The organism is Pseudoalteromonas sp. XMcav1-K (genome assembly GCF_044005875.1).
In the GTDB taxonomy this organism is placed as follows: Bacteria; Pseudomonadota; Gammaproteobacteria; order Enterobacterales; family Alteromonadaceae; genus Pseudoalteromonas; species Pseudoalteromonas spongiae.
The window spans coordinates 20705-38371 of sequence record NZ_JBIPJE010000037.1; the positions used below are offsets into that span (position 1 = coordinate 20705).

Here is a 17667-nt window from a genome sequence, read left to right on the forward strand (position 1 = left end):
AAATGGCCTCATCAGAGGCCATTTGCTAAGTTACAACGCTCAATTAGAAGTTAACTGAGAAGTTGATATAAGGCATGCGGCCATACATGTCATAACCAACACCTAGAGGTACGTTAGTATTAGAGAATGAACCACTTGGATCAACTTTAGGTGGAGCTTCATTAAATACATTACGAACACCCGCAGAGATTAGATATTCATCAGAAGACCATGAAACTGATACATCATGCTTCCAATAGTCTTCAGTAAAGCCTACAGGGCGACATTTAAGGCGCTCACCAGCGCTATTAAACAAGCCTGTACAACCGGTTGTATCTTCCTCAAACTCTCCTAAATCGTCTTCTTTACCGCCTGAGATGTAACGAGCCATCCAGTTAAAGCGGAAGTCGTCATAAGAAAGCATTAGACGAGCTGTACCACGCCATTCAGGATAATCTGGTTCACCCACATTATCATCGACAACACCTAACACATCGTACAGGGCTTCAGTCATCTTGGTTGCTTGAAGGTCAACTGTTACACCCAAGTTTTGTTCTGAAATAACAAAATCTTGATTATAGTAAATATTATAGTCATAACCTTGAGACGTTAATAAACCTACGTTGATGAATGATTGGTCAACTAGACTAATTTGACCGCCTTCATCACGACTAATACGGCTACAGAAAGCTGCATTACCATCTGCACCATAACATTGGTTAATGCTATAGAAAGCTGATGGTTCAGCAATACTATTAGTTACTTCAATATCGAATCGAGTTACAGAAAGCGTTATATCTACGTCTTCAATAAATGGCTGCTCAATAACAAAGCCATATGTCTTAGCTAGTGACGTTTCAGGGCTCAACTCTGTTGTACCGCCGCTGATAACTTCAGTACTTGTTGATTCAGTGAAGGTAGGATCCAAACCTAATGAAGTTGGATCTAAACCATCAGAAACACAACGAGCTAGAGTTACATCATCACGCGGGTCATTAGCTGCATCATATGTTGGAATTGCATCTGGGTTGATTGGATCTGAGATACGAGCATCACTTGGAACAACACACGGGTCACTCACAGTCAAGAAGCCTGAAGTACCGTTTAAGAAACGCTCACGTAAGTTAGGTGCGCGGAATGATGTACCTTGAGTACCACGAAGCGTAATCCATTCAACCGGACGATAAACAGCTTTTACAGAGTATGTACTTTCTGGGTCATAGTAGCTTTCGTCAGAAATACGACCAGATACAGTCAATGTAAACTCTTCAACACCTGTTACACCTTTAACAAGTGGTAGGTCAATTTCAGTAAATACTTCACGAAGACTACGAGAGCCATCCGCACCTTGGTCTGAGAAATAACCCCATAGCAAGCCTTGTGCAGCTACTGCGTTAGGATCTGATTCAATCTCGTCACGACGATATTCAGCACCAAAAATACCTGATACTGTTTCATTGTTCCAAGGCAAAGTATACAGATCGCCACCTAAGAATCCATTAACAACTAATTGATTAACTTTCGTTTCAATTTTACGTTGATCGAACAGATAATTGTATTCTGCGTCTGTCAACGTACCACCACCTGGTTGATAAATATTATCCGCAAACAGGTTAACTGGAACACAGCCATCAGTGCCATCACCACACGTTACAGTACCATCAGCATTTAGAACAGACGTGTTCAATGAATGTAGTAGTCGTTGTTCGTTAAAACCATTACGGACATCAGTACCTTTTGATGCACTGTAAGAAACATACGCATCATAATACCAATTATTTAAGTTAATCGACTCTAGGCCTGGTAAATTACCTGTAACACCTGTTACTAATCGGTATTGGGCAACATCAACTTCAAAACGATCACGGTCACCACGAATATTAATAATAGGATCAACATCTAATGGACCAGCATCACCAAAGCCTAGTACACCAAAACAATCTACCTCACCATTTACACCACATGGATTATATGGGTTTGAAGCCGGAACAGTTTCAAATAACTGAGCACCAGGACTGAATACTGGAGAGTTACGTTGCGCATACAAACCTTCGTAATAAAAAGTTGTATCATTGTCATCGGCAAAGTTATGCTCACCATTTACCATGAATGAAAGACGTTCATTGCGGCTGCGGTAATCACCACTCTTATAATAATCAGACTGCTGGAATGCATATAATGGATCTTGGAAGTCAACATCACGCAAACCATCTCCATTACCGTCTACAATAGCGCCGTCAAGGTCGTCAATAATACCATCGCCATTGAAGTCTGCTAAAACCCACTCAGGGAATAAACCAGCATATTGTGAAGGAACTGTCGTTTCACTTAAATTTGGAATGCCTGTGTTAGTATATCCAGGAGTTACATATAGACTACCCCAGAAAGCTGGAACGAAAACACGGTTTGTTAGCGGAAAAATATCACAGGTATCTTCACCACCAGCTGTAGGACCAATACCGCTAAATCGTGTAATGATATCACCTTCTTCAGATTCAAAAATACGCTCTTCACAACCTTTTGCAAAAGCAGTTTCTGAGTATGATTGTGCTTTTGAATCAGCGTATTCTAGACCAACAGTAATGAAACCATTGTCGTAAGTGTCACCCCACATAACAGAAAGATTTGATTGTTCACCGCCACCACTTTGCGGCGCTTGATAAGAACCTTGAACTTCAAAACCTTCAATATCTGACTTTAATACTACGTTCGCTACGCCAGCTACTGCGTCAGAACCATAAACCGTTGAAGCGCCATCAAATAAATTCTCTACACGATCAATCATTACGCCTGGAATCAAATTGAGATCTGGTGAAGTAGGCGCGCCTCCAACCCCTGCAGGAGCCATACGACGACCATTAATGACAACAAGTGTACGCTCAGCACCTAAACCACGGAAACCAATTGTCGCCGCTCCTGGTCCGTTATCTAATACATAACCACCAAACGTGTTATCAATCTGAACACCAGCTGCTTGGTTGGTTGATTGAAGCATTTCACCAGCTTCGAATAAGCCCATCTCTCGAGAAAGGTCGCCGCTAATGACTTGAATTGGTGATGCGTTCGAAAATTCAGCTTTACGAATTCGAGAGCCAGTCACTACAACCTTTTCAATTTCCTCGTCTTCCGCATTATTTTTTTCTTCTTCTGCGGCAACACCTGCAAAGCTGGTTATTGCACCTGCAAATAGCGCAGACTTAACGCTAAGTGCTAATAAGTTTAATTTTTTCAAAATGAGATTTCCCTGAAGTTTTCTAAATGTTAATTGTCACAAATTACACAAATGTTTCTCTTTGTTTAAAAATGTAATCCGAACAACACAGTTTTAACATAAAAATTACAAAACATGAGTACTATTCGACAAATAACATTATTTACATCTAAGCTAAGCCAAAAAGAAAAACACAGAAAAACACAGAAAAAACAACAAACTACAAAAATATCGATAGTAAAATTTAATTTACACACAATTTAATTGTTTACAATCATTTACACTGCATCTGAAGTTGTTGATGTTACAAGAGGAGGGGATGGGCGTGTTAAAGGTTAAGATCGTTAGTTTTGAGCTGGATAAACGTAATTTTAGCAAGGTAACTAAAACGTCACCTTACTAAAATGCAAAAATTTAAACTTTAATTAACATCAACGATATATTTCAACTTTACGAAACTTAGCCGCATCGATTATTGCCCATAAGTGGAAAATACCGCCAATGATTGCTGGAACGACAAAAAACCATAAAGCGTAGCCACCAAATACAACAATCGCAAATATCAGTGCCGCGCCAATGCGCCCTTGTACCAACTGCCCAAGACCTGGGAAAAACACGTTACAAATAGCAGCGATTACATTGCCTGCTGATCCTTGTTCTGCCATATAAACCTCTCAAATTTCCAATTTATTTAATTTAAATCAAACTCTGTGCCAAATATATATTAATATAACTTTCAGTGTGTTAGCTTAATTTCGTATCTTGCTAACAATTCATTATTAGTAAGATTGACTAAAATAGAGCTAATTACACTAAATATGGAGCTTGCCATGAAATTAACATTTATCGGGGCAGCAAGTACAGTTACAGGTTCAAAACACCTACTGGAAGTAGATAACCTAAAGATCTTAATTGATTGCGGCCTTTACCAAGGCATAAAAAACTATCGTACTCGCAACTGGCAAGCTCTTCCGTTTGATGTAACTAAGTTAGATGCCGTTTTATTAACCCACGCGCATATCGACCATTCGGGTTATATTCCGCTTTTATACAAGCAAGGATTTAGAGGCCCTATTTTTTGCTCTCACGAAACACTTAAACTGTGTGAAGTATTACTGCCTGACGCAGGCTTTTTACAAGAAGAAGACGCAAAATATGCAAATAAAAAGCGCTTCTCTAAGCACTCTCCAGCTGAACCACTGTATACATTAAGTGATGCTAAAAAGTCGCTATCCCTTTTTGTGCCGCTCGATTTTCAACACAATGTCGAAATTTTGCCAAATATAACAATTAACTTAAAACCAAATGGGCACATTCTCGGCTCTTCAAGTATTGAATTAAACGCAAACAGTAAAACGTTAGTTTTCAGCGGAGATGTTGGTAGGCAAGACGACCCAATTATGTACTCGCCAGAGCCGATTTCACCCTGTGACTTACTAGTTGTAGAGGCAACGTATGGTGACAGACGTCATACTGCAACCGACACCAAGCAAATTCTCGCCGGTGCCATAAATGATACGTTTAAGCGTGGCGGTATATTTCTTATGCCCTCTTTTGCCGTTGGCCGCGCACAGTTAATTTTACATTTAATCGCTGAGCTAAAAAGAGAGCAGCGAATTCCGAATGTACCGGTTTATCTCAATAGCCCGATGGCAATAAAGGTCACCGATCTTTATGAAAAAGCCCACAAGCACCACAAACTAACAAAAGAACAATGCCAAGCCATTGATGACATGACAGAGTTTGTTAAAACGCAAGAAGAGTCGGAAATGCTCAATAGCCGCAATCTACCCTGTATTATTGTATCAGCAAGCGGCATGGCTAGCGGTGGACGGGTATTACATCACTTAAAAAGTTTATTGCCAGATGATAAACACACAGTCGCATTTTTAGGCTTTCAAGCAGCAGGCACACGCGGTGAAGCGCTTATTAATGGCGCCGAAAGAATAAAAATTCATGGCGAATATATTGATGTAAAAGCAAACGTTCTAAACCTAGATTCACTTTCGGCCCATGGTGATTATCAAGATATTCTAAATTGGTTGCAGCAAGGCGAAGCATTACCAAAGCAAATTTATATTAACCATGGTGAAGTCAGTGCATGTGACGCAATGCGCTGCCACATTAAGGAGCAGCTTGGCATCGACGCCAAAGTGGCTGAGTATTTGGAACAAGTGGCACTTTGAAAACCCAATTTTTAGCCTACCAAGGTATTTATATCGCATTTAATGATAAATTGATGGCAAATGAACATAGCCATCAATTTATTCAAATTAACTTATTGTCGCCACAAGCCAGTATTACTGTTGACCAAAAAACGCTTTCCACAACCTGTTTAATAATTGCAAGTAAAGTAAACCATACTTTAAAAAGTGATCAACCGGTGATCACCATATTGATTGATAACTTTAGTGTACTCGGCAAAAAACTAACGCACCTTATTAACTGCCAAAAAAATGAAAACAATGTTTACACCTGCTTTGAACAGGCAAAATCGCAATACCTTTGGCAATATTTTATAGATAAAACAGGCAGCTTTGATTATGCGCTGACTGAATTTTTAAATAGTATTTTATGCCACCATGCCCAAGCAAAGCCCCCCACGGATCCGCGTATTGCAAAAATACTTAATCACTTACAACAGTGTGACAGCGCCCAGCTAAATCTTTCACAATTAGCAAAAATAGTTAATTTATCGCAAAGTCGGTTATCACATTTATTTAGTGAGCAAATTGGCATGCCATTTAAAAGTTACCAACGTTACTTACGATTCAAACACTTAATACCATTACTCGCAAATGGCTTTGATTTAACAAAAGCAGCCCATCAAGTAGGGTTTAGTGATGCCGCACATTTAAGCCGCGAATGTAAAAAGTTATTTGGCATACAGCCAAAGCAATTAAAAGGAACGCTAACATTCGAGCAAATCTAATAATTTAAAATCGTGCTCTATGCCCATAATCAAGCCCGAACCACGCGAGCTCAGCCAAGGTTGAGACAGGATATATAATCCCGATATGTCGGATACTTTATCAAAAAAATCTTTATTGCTAGCTTGCTGTGCTAAACAGCTTTCAAGCCAATAAAAATCATTGTTATAGCCTGTGGCAATTATCACCTTATCTATCACTTGCCCTTTAAGTGTTATTGGCTTTTCGCTATTTAACTTATTCAAATTAAAGCGCTTACAAAGTGTTATTCCAGCCTTAGCTAACTGATGATTACGACTACCAGTTGCAGGAAACGGGTCTTTCTTTCGCATTTTTTTCGCTAACCAATGCTGCTTTTCCAAACGAATCAGGCCAAGCTTATCTAGCCAAAAGAAAATATCCTTACCCAATAAACGTTGTGGCAAAAATGAACGCGCCTTACCCATAGATAAAAAGACTTGATTCTTTTTAACCAACATTTTTGCCAGTTGCCGGCCACTGGCACCATCACCAATCACTAACCAGTTTTCGTTTTCACATGTTAAGTGTCGATCACCAATAGATTCTGGCGTAAACACTTTACCGTGATAAAAAGAGTTACTATCCAGCTGATGCTTATGAGGAATTTGAAATGCACCAGTACATACAAACAGCATTTTGCTGTGGTAGGTTTCACCATTACTGCAGTTTACTGTGAAGCCATCGGTGTCATTTCGCACATCAACTACTTTACGGCCAAATCTAATATCTAATGACAATGCAGCAGCATATTGTTCAAGATATTCAACAAATTCCTGTTTTGACGGGTACTCGCTTGCGTTGCCAGAAATATTCAACCCTGGCAACTGACTATAGCGCCGAGAAGTAAACAAAGTTAACCCTTCATAACGATTTCGCCACGCACTGCCTACAGCATTTGATGCTTCTAAAATAACCACTTTGTGATAGCCCTTTTGCCTCAATAAATAGGCGGTTGCTAAACCAGCATGACCTGCACCAACAATAATAGCTTGTTTCATAACTACTCCAACTGAAAACTCTCAGCTAGAATAAAGGTACAGCAAAACTAAAAATTGAATTTAAACGCTATATGTTTGAAAAATTTAAAATGCATGGCGATGTCAGCCTTAATTGGCAAGGAAAAACGCTAGAAATAAACACAACCGGGCCATGGAATGCTGAGTTTTTTATGCATTTACATGAGCAATTAATTGATATGGTGCGTAACCAGCAAATTACTGATTTTGATGTATTACTTAACATTCATGGCGAGGCACTGCCAACGCCAGACGCACAAAATGCACACATTGAGTTTTTAAAAGCCTCCAATGCCAAAGCTGTCGCAGTAAATCTTGAACATTGTGTAACAAGGTCGATGACACAACAAGTGTGTGACTATGTTTACCCTACAGCAGGACTAACACATCAGTGTTTCAACAATAAAGCGCAAGCGCTCAATTGGCTAAGTACGCAAAGCGGGGAATAATAACGCCAATAACGCATTAACCGCCTCTAAACGGGTTTGCTCTTGCATACTGGCAAACCCTAAACGCAGATACTGAAAACCTTGCTCGTCACAATTGGTTACTTGTGGGTTAAAGTCATGCTGACATTGAATATATATTCCATGCGCCTGTGCCAACTCAGTAAAACCTGTTAAATCACGCTTACAGCCAAGCCAAATAGCCATGCCGCCATCGGGAACAGCAAAAGTGATCGGGTAACCCGCTTGTTTGTAATCTTCTAGCAACACCACAAGGTGATCTCTGCGCGCTAAATACAATTGTGTCATTTTGCGAAGATGTCTTTCAAAGTCCCCTTCGCTCATCCAATTAGCTACTGCTTGCTGTAACACACATTCGGTTTTGTGGTTGATGATTTTTTTACTATTAGCCAAATACTCAATAACTTGAGGGTGAGCCGAAACATAACCTAGTCGCGCGCCTGCAAACATAATTTTTGAAAAAGTTGAGATATAAATGACTCGACCGTCAGGGTCATTTGCCGCCATTGGTACTAACGGTGAACAGCGATAATGAAACTCATGATCATAATCATCTTCTAAAATTAAAAAATCATGCTGCTGAGCTAATTGGTATATTTGGCTGCGACGTTGTGGCGATAAGGTCACTGTTGTTGGGTACTGGTGTAGCGGCGTTAAATACAAAAGCTTTATTTTAGTATGCGCTAATACGCGCTTTAAGCTGTCAGGCTTTATACCAAACTCATCTTGTTCAATGGTAATCAAGTTTGCACCATTTGAGCTGAGCGCAGCACATGCAGGCGGATAACTCAGTTTCTCAACCGCCACATTGTCACCGCCCTGTAACACCGCTTGCGCGACAATAAACAATGCTTCTTGCGATCCATTGGTTATTAATATTTCGCCAGATGAAAGACCGCGGGCTCTTACTAAGTATTTTTTTATTTGTTCACGTAATGTTTCATTCCCGAGCGTGCCCTGATAATGCAAGCTGCCCAGGTCTAACTGTTTTAACGCAGTATTTAAATGGCTTTTAAATACCTTCATTGAAAATTGCGTTATATCTGGTAATCCACCAGCAAAATTAAAGCGCACATTTAAATCAGCGTTAGAAAGACTCGTTTTTGGCGATTTAAATAAGTGAGCCAAATTAAATTGCTGAGTTTCGGTCAATTCGTTTGGTATACAGCCTTCTACCGGTAAGACCGAAACCACTTGATAACCAATCCGCGGTAAACTTTCTAAATACCCCTGCGCCACTAACTCATCGCAAGCCGCCATAATAGTATGACGATTCACATTGAGCTGATTTGCTAAATCTCTGCTTGCCGGCAATCGGTCTTGTGGTTTTAACTGACCCGATAAAATGGCCTCTCGAATACTCGCAGCAATGGCGAGGTATTTCTTTTCATGTGGATTAAATGAAATGGTCAGTAAGCGCATTTAATTTCTGGTCTATATAAATATTAAAAACTGGTTGTTAACGTTATACCAGATTTCTTTTTTAATACACCTCATAAAGCATGAAAAATTTGGAATGAGGCTACCATGCAACAATTAACACAAACACAATTTGAAACTAACAAAGTCATTTTACAAAAGCTGCAACACCACCATTTAGATGATTTATTACAAGCAGGGAAAAACCCGAAGATTTGGCAATATGTACTTAGCAATTACTGCAAAGACAAAGATACGCTTGAGCATTGGTTTAATGAAACAGCACAGTACCATGCTGATAAGCAGTTGCCGTTAGTGATTATTGATAAAAAAAGTAATCAACTGGTGGGCAGCACACGCTTATTTGCCCTTGATTTTAATCACGATAAACTTGAAATTGGCCACACGTTTATTACCCCTGAATTTCAACGTTGCCATATCAATACACATGCAAAATACTTACTGTTAAGTTACGCATTTGAACAACTTGGCGCAGCCCGAGTAGAGCTTCGCACCCATGAAAATAACCAAAAATCACGAAATGCCATTGCCCGACTAGGCGCGCAATTTGAAGGCATTGCATGGCAAGATAGAAAGCTGATTGACGGTAGCTATCGTAATAGCGCAGTATTTAGTGTAACCCACACTATCTGGCCAAATGTAAAACAACAGTTAGAGGCAAAGTTATAATATGTATCCACAACGCCAATATATTGAAAATGACTTCGCTCGACTGTTAACGCACATTGAGAAGTCTCCGCTAGCAAGTTTGATTTATCAAAACGCGCAAGGCGATATTGAGCTTTGCCATATTCCATTAGTGCTTGATGAAAATAAGCAGCATTTATTGGGGCATATGGCAGCAAATAACCCGCTTGCCAAGCTACTTGCCAAGCAGCCTTTAAACATAAAATGCCTATTTAATGGTGCAGACTGTTATGTTTCACCCAATGATGCCGAAAAGGTCTATTTACCTACATGGCATTACGCAAAGTTAGAGGTAAAAGGCATGGCACAACCTATTACAAAGCCCTCACAAAAGCGCGAGATAATGGCTTATTCTGTTACACAATTTGAAGATAAACTAGCAACGCAGTGGCAACTTTCTCAAGTAGATGAGCATGAAATATCGCAATCATTAAAGTACATAATGGTGTTTAAAATAGAGATTACTGAAATACTTGGTAACTTCAAACTAAGTCAAGATAAGGCAAGCGAAACACGAGAAGAGATAAAACAGAGCCTTTATGCTCGTGGCGATAAAGACTCAGCCGAATTGATATATTAGCGGGCTTTATGAATGTGCTCTACAAACTGAGAAGAGGCAATTGCCACAATACAATACGCAGTAAAAAACCAAAAGCCGATGCCTAGCTCGGCTTTCATTTTTAACATATCGCCCATTTGCCCATCGGCATTGCCAGCCAAATAAGAAACAATAAGTGCAATCACAAATACGTCGGTCATACTCCACTTACTAAGCTTAGAAGCAGCGGTATTAAGCAAACGAGTGAGCTTAATTTTAGCGGGCAATAACACACTGAGTAGCTGCATCAGTAGTTTTAAAAATGGAATGATCACCGCAAATAACCCAACTAATACTGCCACCACATGGTTTTGGTTATTGGCAAGTTCTTCAATGGTGCCAACAATACTGCGGGTTTTGCGATAGGCTTCCACTTCACCTTCTAACTTATCAAGGCCAAGCATACCCGAAAACATACGAAGCATGCCGCGCGTATTGCCATCACCTTCTTCGGCAAGCATGGTAATACCCACATCCACAATTTTGGCTTTATCAATATTCCCTTGCAGTGTTAACACGGGCTGAGTTACCCCTGGGATCAACAAGGCAATGCTCACGAGTAATAAAATAACAGCGCTAATTTTTGTTTTCATAATGCTTCTTAAAAATTAATTTTCCCGACTTTAACGCAACACACATTGTGCGGCTAATTTGATTTGTTAAAAAGCGTTATAAATCGAAGCAACTTATAACGCAACTAACTCATTTGAAAAACTTATTGCGCTGTTCAAGCCATGGGTTATACGGTCGCCCCGGTGCACTTTGTTGATGGCGCAAAATGGTTTCACTGGTTGTGGCTTTTTCTTGCGAGAACGTCATTTTTGCTGATGGCCCACCCATCATTTTAATTTCTTTTTCACTTAAGCTGCGGCCAGCAAACAACGCTGCATTTAAATACCCTGGCTGGGCTGCCCATGTGCCATCGGTTAGTAATAAGAACTGTTCACCTAACGCAAAGCGTTCGGTAATATTACGCCCTGTTTTTTCGCAGGCTAATTCGCCATTAATGTAAACCTTAAAGGTGCCATCAAATGGGGCACTATAAAATACCAGTGCAATTCTGTACCAAGTGTCAGGGAGCATTTCACCACAAAAACCATCAAAGCCAACGCCGCCAGTTGTGCGCTCTCCTTCTATTGATTCAAAGCGGATTTCTGCCTTTTTTTCGTCTTCGATTTCGCTTTCATAATTGAGAGATGTTTGTAATAACGGACGGTATTTCGCCACACTTTCACTTGGCCACAATATATCCATTACCAGTGAATAATCAGACACCAACCCTTGCTCAGAAAAATCACCGTTGGCATCGACGTTATGGCGTACTTTTAAGCCTTCATTTATTTTAAAGCGTGGGAATTTCATAACGGTTGCATCAAAACCTGAGAGACTCGGGATTGATTCTTCAAGCTGCGAAATTTTTTCAAAAATCACCTCATCGCTATAACTTTTACGATCAGGGTTAAACAACTTCATAGTAGATGGACCATAGTCCGCTAAAAATGGGTCTTCGCTATTATCAAACTGCCAAAGAGTTATAAATTCATCTTCTTTACAGGCATTTAATTGTGTATCTGTGTCTAAGTGCAAGCACTGGCTAGTGCGATAACGGCCATATTCTTCAATCACTCGCCAACTGTCATTTAATGCAGTGGGATTTTCAAAGTTCACATCATTAAAAAACAAGGATGGATTTAATGCAGCACCTTTATAAAGTGCTACTGTGTAGCTACTATCTGGATTAAATTGCTGCTCACCAAAGTATTGCCACTGGGGCTGTTGACCCACCATAGACTCTAAATCCGCACCTGACACTTCAACCGAGTAAACAGCATTAAAACCTAGCGTATTCGATGGCTGACGCTCTACCGGAAACGCATCATGCAATTCTTGCTGGGTTACACCACCAGCTTGCCAAGGATACAAGCTAAACGGGTCTGCCAAGTCATAAGCCCCCAACAAAACAGCATCTACTTTGTGAGTAAACATCAGCGCATCGGCTAGCACTTTTTCAATATCATTGCGGTCGGGGTAATTTTCAGAAATCGCCACTTTATAGTCTGGGTCTTCTAAATAAGTTTTAACAATTTCTGCTATTTTGTTATCAAGCGGTTCATGAAATGTATTGATATCTAAAGTATCAATTTGAATTTCATCATTTTCAAAGCGCACCGGACGTGACGTTTTATCAAATAAATTAAATTCGATATCAATCACGGTTGCGCCCATGCCGTAAATATCGGGTTCAATCACAATCGATTGATTGTCGTTATACCTATGGATTTGCGGCTTATCATGGCTATGACCACCAAGAATTAAATTAATCTCAGGTACATTTTGCGCAATGCGATCATCCGCCCAACCTAAATGGCTCACCATTACAAGATAATCAACTTGCTCACCATAAAAGCGCACTAAGCCTTCTGCGACTTCGGTAAACTCATAATCCATAACAAAGTTATCAATAAAGTCTGGTAGTGGGCGTTCTTTGTATTCTTTATCAAGCTCATTCCATGGACCTGAGGTCATACCCAAGAAGCCAACTTTGACACAACCAACATCAATAATGCCAAATTTGTGTGTAGGAAAGCCTTGTGCTTTTTCACCAACATATTGCGTATTTGACGCGAGTACCAATGCAGTTTCATCTTGTGCGTAAGCTAATAACTCGTCTTCACCCCAAGCATAATCGTGGTTTCCCACCACACGCACATCAAACTCCATAGCTTGTGTCGCCAGTGATGAGGCGCGCCCCATAGATACTTGCTCGGCCACATTGCCTTTTTCATAATCATCGCCCCCGTTGGTAAAAACAGTGTAAGGGTTTTCTTCAAGTGAAGTTAAGTGCAATGATTTCAAACGGCTGTATAAGCGCTCTTTATAGCCGAAGCGAGAATGCAAGTCAGCAACATGCACAAAACGAATCGTTTGTTGTACCGCAGCCATATCACAGGCTGGGCCAATGGATTTAAAGGTAGAAACATTCGGTAATTTACGAATGCCGTATATACCTAAGTGATAAATTTCAGCGCTAATAAAATTACCTTCTATGCGCGAATTAAAATTAGGTACCCATGTATTGTTAACAAGTCTAGCCAGTACATATTGCTGATCCGCTTGATAATCACTTGGTAATGGTATCGTCAGATCCGCTTTATCAAATAATGCGGTTTCAATTGGTGTTATCGAATACACTTTCGAAAGCGAATTTTGCGCATCGGGAAAGGCTTGCGATTGCGCTACATCAACTGACAGTGTCAAGCCATCGGCAACAGCGCCAACTTCTAGGTCTAAAGTGCCTGTGCCATCAAAGCGTATAACTCCCCCTTCACTACCTACGGGTACCGGTGTTTGTGCCGCATCTTCACTAACTGATTTGCTGGTTTCGCCTTCACCTACACAACCCAACAACAGCAATGTGCTGAACACATATAGCAATACTCTGAAATACACTTCCTTGCCTCGCGTTTAAATTCGCATTTATGAAAATTAACAAATGGTTAATTTAACAACAATTATTGAAAATATTACATCATAGCTAATAATAAATTCCCAGATTTAAAGAATTAAATTATCTTAAAATGCAAAAGCCGATGCTAAATAACATCGGCTTTTATAACCATCACATTCAATTACACAGCTGAATCGTTACACCGCTTGCTGAATAATCACTTGCTCAGCTTTTTTAGTATAGTGCGGCATTCTATGAAAATTTAAGTAACGGTATGTATCCGCAGCTGTTGCATTTATCATTGTCGCGTATTCTTGGTACTCAGCTGGCGTAGGTAATTTACCTATAATTGCAGCTACTGCAGCAAGTTCGGCAGATGCTAAAAATACATTTGCTCCCGTACCTAAGCGGTTAGGAAAGTTACGGGTAGAAGTAGACACCACGGTAGATTGGTCTGCAACTCGCGCTTGGTTACCCATACACAACGAGCACCCTGGCGTTTCAATGCGCGCCCCTACACGACCATAAATACCATAGTAGCCTTCGTCGGTAAGCTGATCTCGGTCCATTTTGGTTGGTGGTGCAATCCACATTCGCGTTGGTAATTGGCCTTTAAAGTTATCAAGTAACTTGCCCGCAGCACGGAAATGGCCGATGTTTGTCATACACGAGCCAATAAACACTTCATTGATTTCTTCGCCTTGTACCTCTGATAGCAGGCGCGCATCATCTGGATCGTTTGGCGCACATAAAATGGGCTCGTTAATTTCTGCTAAATCAATCTCAATGATGTGGGCGTACTCTGCGTCCGCATCCGCCGACATAAGTTCTGGATTTTCTAACCATTCTTGCATTTTGGTGATTCGGCGCTCAATAGTACGCACATCACCATAGCCTTCTGTGATCATCCACTTAAGCATAACAATGTTCGAGTTTAAGTATTCTTCGATTGATTGCTGTGAAAGCTTCACGGTACAGCCCGCCGCAGATCGCTCTGCTGATGCATCTGACAGTTCAAATGCCTGCTCAACGGTTAAATACTCCAGCCCTTCAATTTCCAAAATTCGCCCTGAAAACTCGTTAACTTTGCCTTTTTTCTCTACCGTTAATAAGCCTTGCTGAATTGCATAGTAAGGAATGGCATGTACTAGGTCTCGTAACGTAATGCCCGCTTGCATTTCACCTTTAAACCTTACTAATACTGACTCCGGCATATCGAGCGGCATCACTCCCGTAGCAGCGGCAAAAGCAACCGCACCAGAGCCTGCGGGGAAAGAAATACCCAGAGGAAAACGTGTATGTGAATCACCACCCGTTCCCACGGTATCAGGCAACAGCATTCTGTTTAGCCACGAATGAATAATACCGTCACCGGGGCGAAGCGATACCCCTCCTCGATTCATAATGAAATCGGGTAATGTATGATGCGTATTTACATCAATTGGTTTTGGGTAGGCAGAAGTATGACAAAACGACTGCATGGTTAAATCTGCAGAAAAGCCTAAGCATGCTAAGTCTCTTAGTTCATCACGTGTCATTGGGCCTGTGGTGTCTTGTGAACCAACAGTCGTCATTTTCGGCTCACAATACTGACCAGGACGAACACCTTTAACGCCACACGCATTTCCCACCATTTTTTGCGCGAGCGTGTAGCCTTTGCCAGTATCGGCTGCAGCTGCTGGTTTACGAAATATTGTTTCTTGAGCAAGACCAAGTGATGTTCGTGCTTTATCGGTTAAACCACGGCCAATTATTAAAGGAATACGGCCGCCAGCTTGCACTTCGTCAAGGATCACCTCTGATTTAAGCTTAAAGTTGGAAATCACCTCATCGCTACCAAAACGTTTAACAACGCCTTCATATGGGTAAATATCGATTTGGTCACCCATATTTAATTCATCAACGGGCAGTTCAATTGGTAATGCGCCTGAGTCTTCCATGGTATTAAAGAAAATAGGGGCAATTTTACCCCCTAAACATACTCCTCCAACACGTTTGTTAGGCACGAATGGAATGTCATCGCCCATAAACCAAAGCACTGAGTTAGTCGCGGATTTACGAGAAGACCCCGTACCTACCACATCACCTACATACGCAAGTGGCAAACCTTTTGCTTTTAACTCTTCAAGTTGAGAGATAGGACCAATCTCACCCGGCTTTTCTGGCTTTATACCTTCACGCTCGTTTTTAAGCATTGCAAGCGCATGTAGTGGAATATCTGGACGTGACCATGCATCTGGCGCTGGAGATAAATCATCAGTATTTGTCTCGCCTGTTACTTTGAACACAGTAACAGAGATTTTTTCGGCAACAGCGGGCTTGTCGGTGAACCACTCAGCATTTGCCCATGACTTAATCACTTGTTGCGCATATTTGTTACCCGCTTTTGCCTTTTCCTCTACATCGTAAAACGCATCAAACATTAGTAATGTTTTTGATAACCCTTTTGCCACAATAGGCGCTAACGCTTGGTCGTCTAGTAATTCAATCATCGGGGCAATGTTGTAACCACCTAACATGGTACCCAGTAGTTCAGCGGCATATTCTTTTGTTATCAATGGCGATGATGCTTCACCTTTCGCGACCGCAGCTAAGAAACCCGCTTTTACGTATGCCGCATCGTCAACACCTGGCGGTACACGATTAACGAGTAGATCTAAAATAAATTCATCTTCACCTGCCGGTGGGTTTTTAATTAATTCGATAAGTTCAGTAGTTTGCTGTGCATCTAACGGTTTTGGCACAATACCTTGGGCTGCACGCTGCTCGACATGTAAACGATATTCTTGAAGCACAATAATACCTCCTTGGTGACGTGAAATACCTAACATGGCTTGAGTCTTTGAACGACTTCAAACACTCTAATAAACTGTAGCACTTTAATTAAAAGCGTCAGGTATTGGTTAGTTATTCACCTTTAGTATAAGGGCTTTATATTACGATCCAAGGCCAGCATGTTTATGCTTATCATAAGTAACATGAATAGAAGGGAGTTAAAAATTAACTTTTATGAATGATGAACGCCATTGCTGTTCAATTAAGTTATATTCTTCAGAAGCATGTAAGCTCGCTAAGCTTTGCTGTAAACGCTCAACTAGCTGTTTATCAGATCCTTTACTAAGAGCAACATACAACTGAGGAGTGCGCCCTAAATCAACAACAGGCACAAAATTGTTTAAATCAAATGCCATTTGCTTACTAAGCGCAATTAAATTGTTTTTCTGTAATACAATCGCATCTACACGCTGTTCTTTTAACGCGTTAATTGCTTCAGGCCAATGCCTTACCTTCATTACGTTTTTTTCAGGCCACTGATAGCGTGCAACAATTTCATCCATAATGTAATCATCTCTTGCGACGACTAAGGTTAGATTTTGCATTGACTGAGTCGTGACGTTTGCTTGTTCACGTGCTTTTAATTGCCATAAAAACAACGAGCTTTTGCTTTGTAGCATTGAGCTATTTGGAAAAACCGGCCCAATCCACTCAAAACTACTTTCACGTTTTTGCGTTCGGCGCATTGAGTAAATTAATACGTTTTTTTCTGTGGTTGCAATATGATAAGCACGGGACCAAGGCAATACTAAATGCTCAGTGGAGATTTGCTCTCGGCGCAGTAACGCCTTAACAATATCGACAGCAACGCCATCGAGTTTTTCCCCTGACTTAACCTGATAAGGAGGAAAGTGCTCTGTAACAACCATTTCAAGTTCAACAGCACATACGCGGGTAGTCACAAATACAACAATTAGTAATAAAAAGCTAACTCCTGTCCAACGTCGCCACATCGCATATTCAATAAAAAGAAGACAATACTGTTAGTCTAGGTGAGTGCTAGCGTAAATAAAAGTGTGCCGATTAGAGGAAATA

At 40.7% G+C, this 17667-nt stretch carries 13 protein-coding genes; 5 read left to right on the forward strand and 8 right to left on the reverse strand.

What is annotated here, in order from left to right; genetic code table 11:
- Positions 1–43 precede the first annotated feature (43 nt).
- Entirely contained in the window at positions 44–3211 is a 3168-nt protein-coding gene (locus tag ACHSBP_RS07660) for a TonB-dependent receptor domain-containing protein (RefSeq protein WP_010561557.1), read from the reverse strand.
- Between the two features lie 410 nt (positions 3212–3621).
- The gene (locus tag ACHSBP_RS07665; protein ID WP_010561556.1) at positions 3622–3855 is read right to left on the reverse strand and encodes a hypothetical protein; all 234 of its coding nucleotides are present in this window, start codon (positions 3853–3855) and stop codon (positions 3622–3624) included.
- A 165-nt stretch (positions 3856–4020) separates the two neighbouring features.
- On the opposite strand from ACHSBP_RS07665, the gene ACHSBP_RS07670 reads away from it, so the two are divergent.
- Complete coding sequence (locus tag ACHSBP_RS07670) at positions 4021–5376, forward strand: MBL fold metallo-hydrolase RNA specificity domain-containing protein (protein WP_395388478.1); 1356 nt, start codon at positions 4021–4023, stop codon at positions 5374–5376.
- Positions 5373–6122 (forward strand): AraC family transcriptional regulator, encoded by a 750-nt coding sequence (locus tag ACHSBP_RS07675; RefSeq protein WP_010561554.1) that lies wholly within the window; start codon positions 5373–5375, stop codon positions 6120–6122. Before ACHSBP_RS07670 ends, ACHSBP_RS07675 begins: the two co-directional genes overlap by 4 nt.
- On the opposite strand, the gene ACHSBP_RS07680 is transcribed toward ACHSBP_RS07675, so the two are convergent.
- Positions 6102–7139 (reverse strand): NAD(P)/FAD-dependent oxidoreductase, encoded by a 1038-nt coding sequence (locus tag ACHSBP_RS07680; protein ID WP_010561553.1) that lies wholly within the window; start codon positions 7137–7139, stop codon positions 6102–6104. The genes ACHSBP_RS07675 and ACHSBP_RS07680 overlap by 21 nt on opposite strands.
- A gap of 71 nt (positions 7140–7210) precedes the next feature.
- Here ACHSBP_RS07680 and ACHSBP_RS07685 point away from each other — a divergent pair, with 71 nt between their 5' ends.
- A complete protein-coding gene (locus tag ACHSBP_RS07685; protein WP_010561552.1) occupies positions 7211–7606 on the forward strand; it encodes a hypothetical protein in 396 nt (131 codons plus the stop codon).
- Here ACHSBP_RS07685 and ACHSBP_RS07690 read toward each other — a convergent pair.
- Complete coding sequence (locus tag ACHSBP_RS07690; protein ID WP_010561551.1) at positions 7583–9046, reverse strand: PLP-dependent aminotransferase family protein; 1464 nt, start codon at positions 9044–9046, stop codon at positions 7583–7585. The genes ACHSBP_RS07685 and ACHSBP_RS07690 overlap by 24 nt on opposite strands.
- A gap of 105 nt (positions 9047–9151) precedes the next feature.
- Here ACHSBP_RS07690 and ACHSBP_RS07695 point away from each other — a divergent pair, with 105 nt between their 5' ends.
- Both ACHSBP_RS07695 and ACHSBP_RS07700 read left to right on the forward strand, forming a co-directional pair.
- Entirely contained in the window at positions 9152–9733 is a 582-nt protein-coding gene (locus ACHSBP_RS07695) for a GNAT family N-acetyltransferase (protein WP_010561550.1), read from the forward strand.
- A gap of 1 nt (position 9734) precedes the next feature.
- Positions 9735–10331, forward strand: a complete 597-nt coding sequence (locus ACHSBP_RS07700; protein ID WP_010561549.1) for an FMN-binding negative transcriptional regulator — start codon at positions 9735–9737, stop codon at positions 10329–10331.
- Here ACHSBP_RS07700 and ACHSBP_RS07705 read toward each other — a convergent pair.
- From ACHSBP_RS07705 to ACHSBP_RS07720, 4 genes are all read right to left on the reverse strand, one after another.
- Positions 10328–10942, reverse strand: a complete 615-nt coding sequence (locus ACHSBP_RS07705) for a paraquat-inducible protein A (RefSeq protein ID WP_010561548.1) — start codon at positions 10940–10942, stop codon at positions 10328–10330. The two genes, ACHSBP_RS07700 and ACHSBP_RS07705, sit on opposite strands and share 4 nt — an antisense overlap.
- 109 nt (positions 10943–11051) lie before the next feature.
- Positions 11052–13799 (reverse strand): metallophosphoesterase, encoded by a 2748-nt coding sequence (locus ACHSBP_RS07710; protein WP_395388479.1) that lies wholly within the window; start codon positions 13797–13799, stop codon positions 11052–11054.
- A 195-nt stretch (positions 13800–13994) separates the two neighbouring features.
- Positions 13995–16592, reverse strand: coding sequence for a bifunctional aconitate hydratase 2/2-methylisocitrate dehydratase (gene acnB / locus ACHSBP_RS07715; RefSeq protein ID WP_395388481.1), 2598 nt, complete (start codon positions 16590–16592; stop codon positions 13995–13997).
- A 198-nt stretch (positions 16593–16790) separates the two neighbouring features.
- Positions 16791–17585 (reverse strand): substrate-binding periplasmic protein, encoded by a 795-nt coding sequence (locus ACHSBP_RS07720; protein WP_395388480.1) that lies wholly within the window; start codon positions 17583–17585, stop codon positions 16791–16793.
- Positions 17586–17667: the final 82 nt, after the last annotated feature.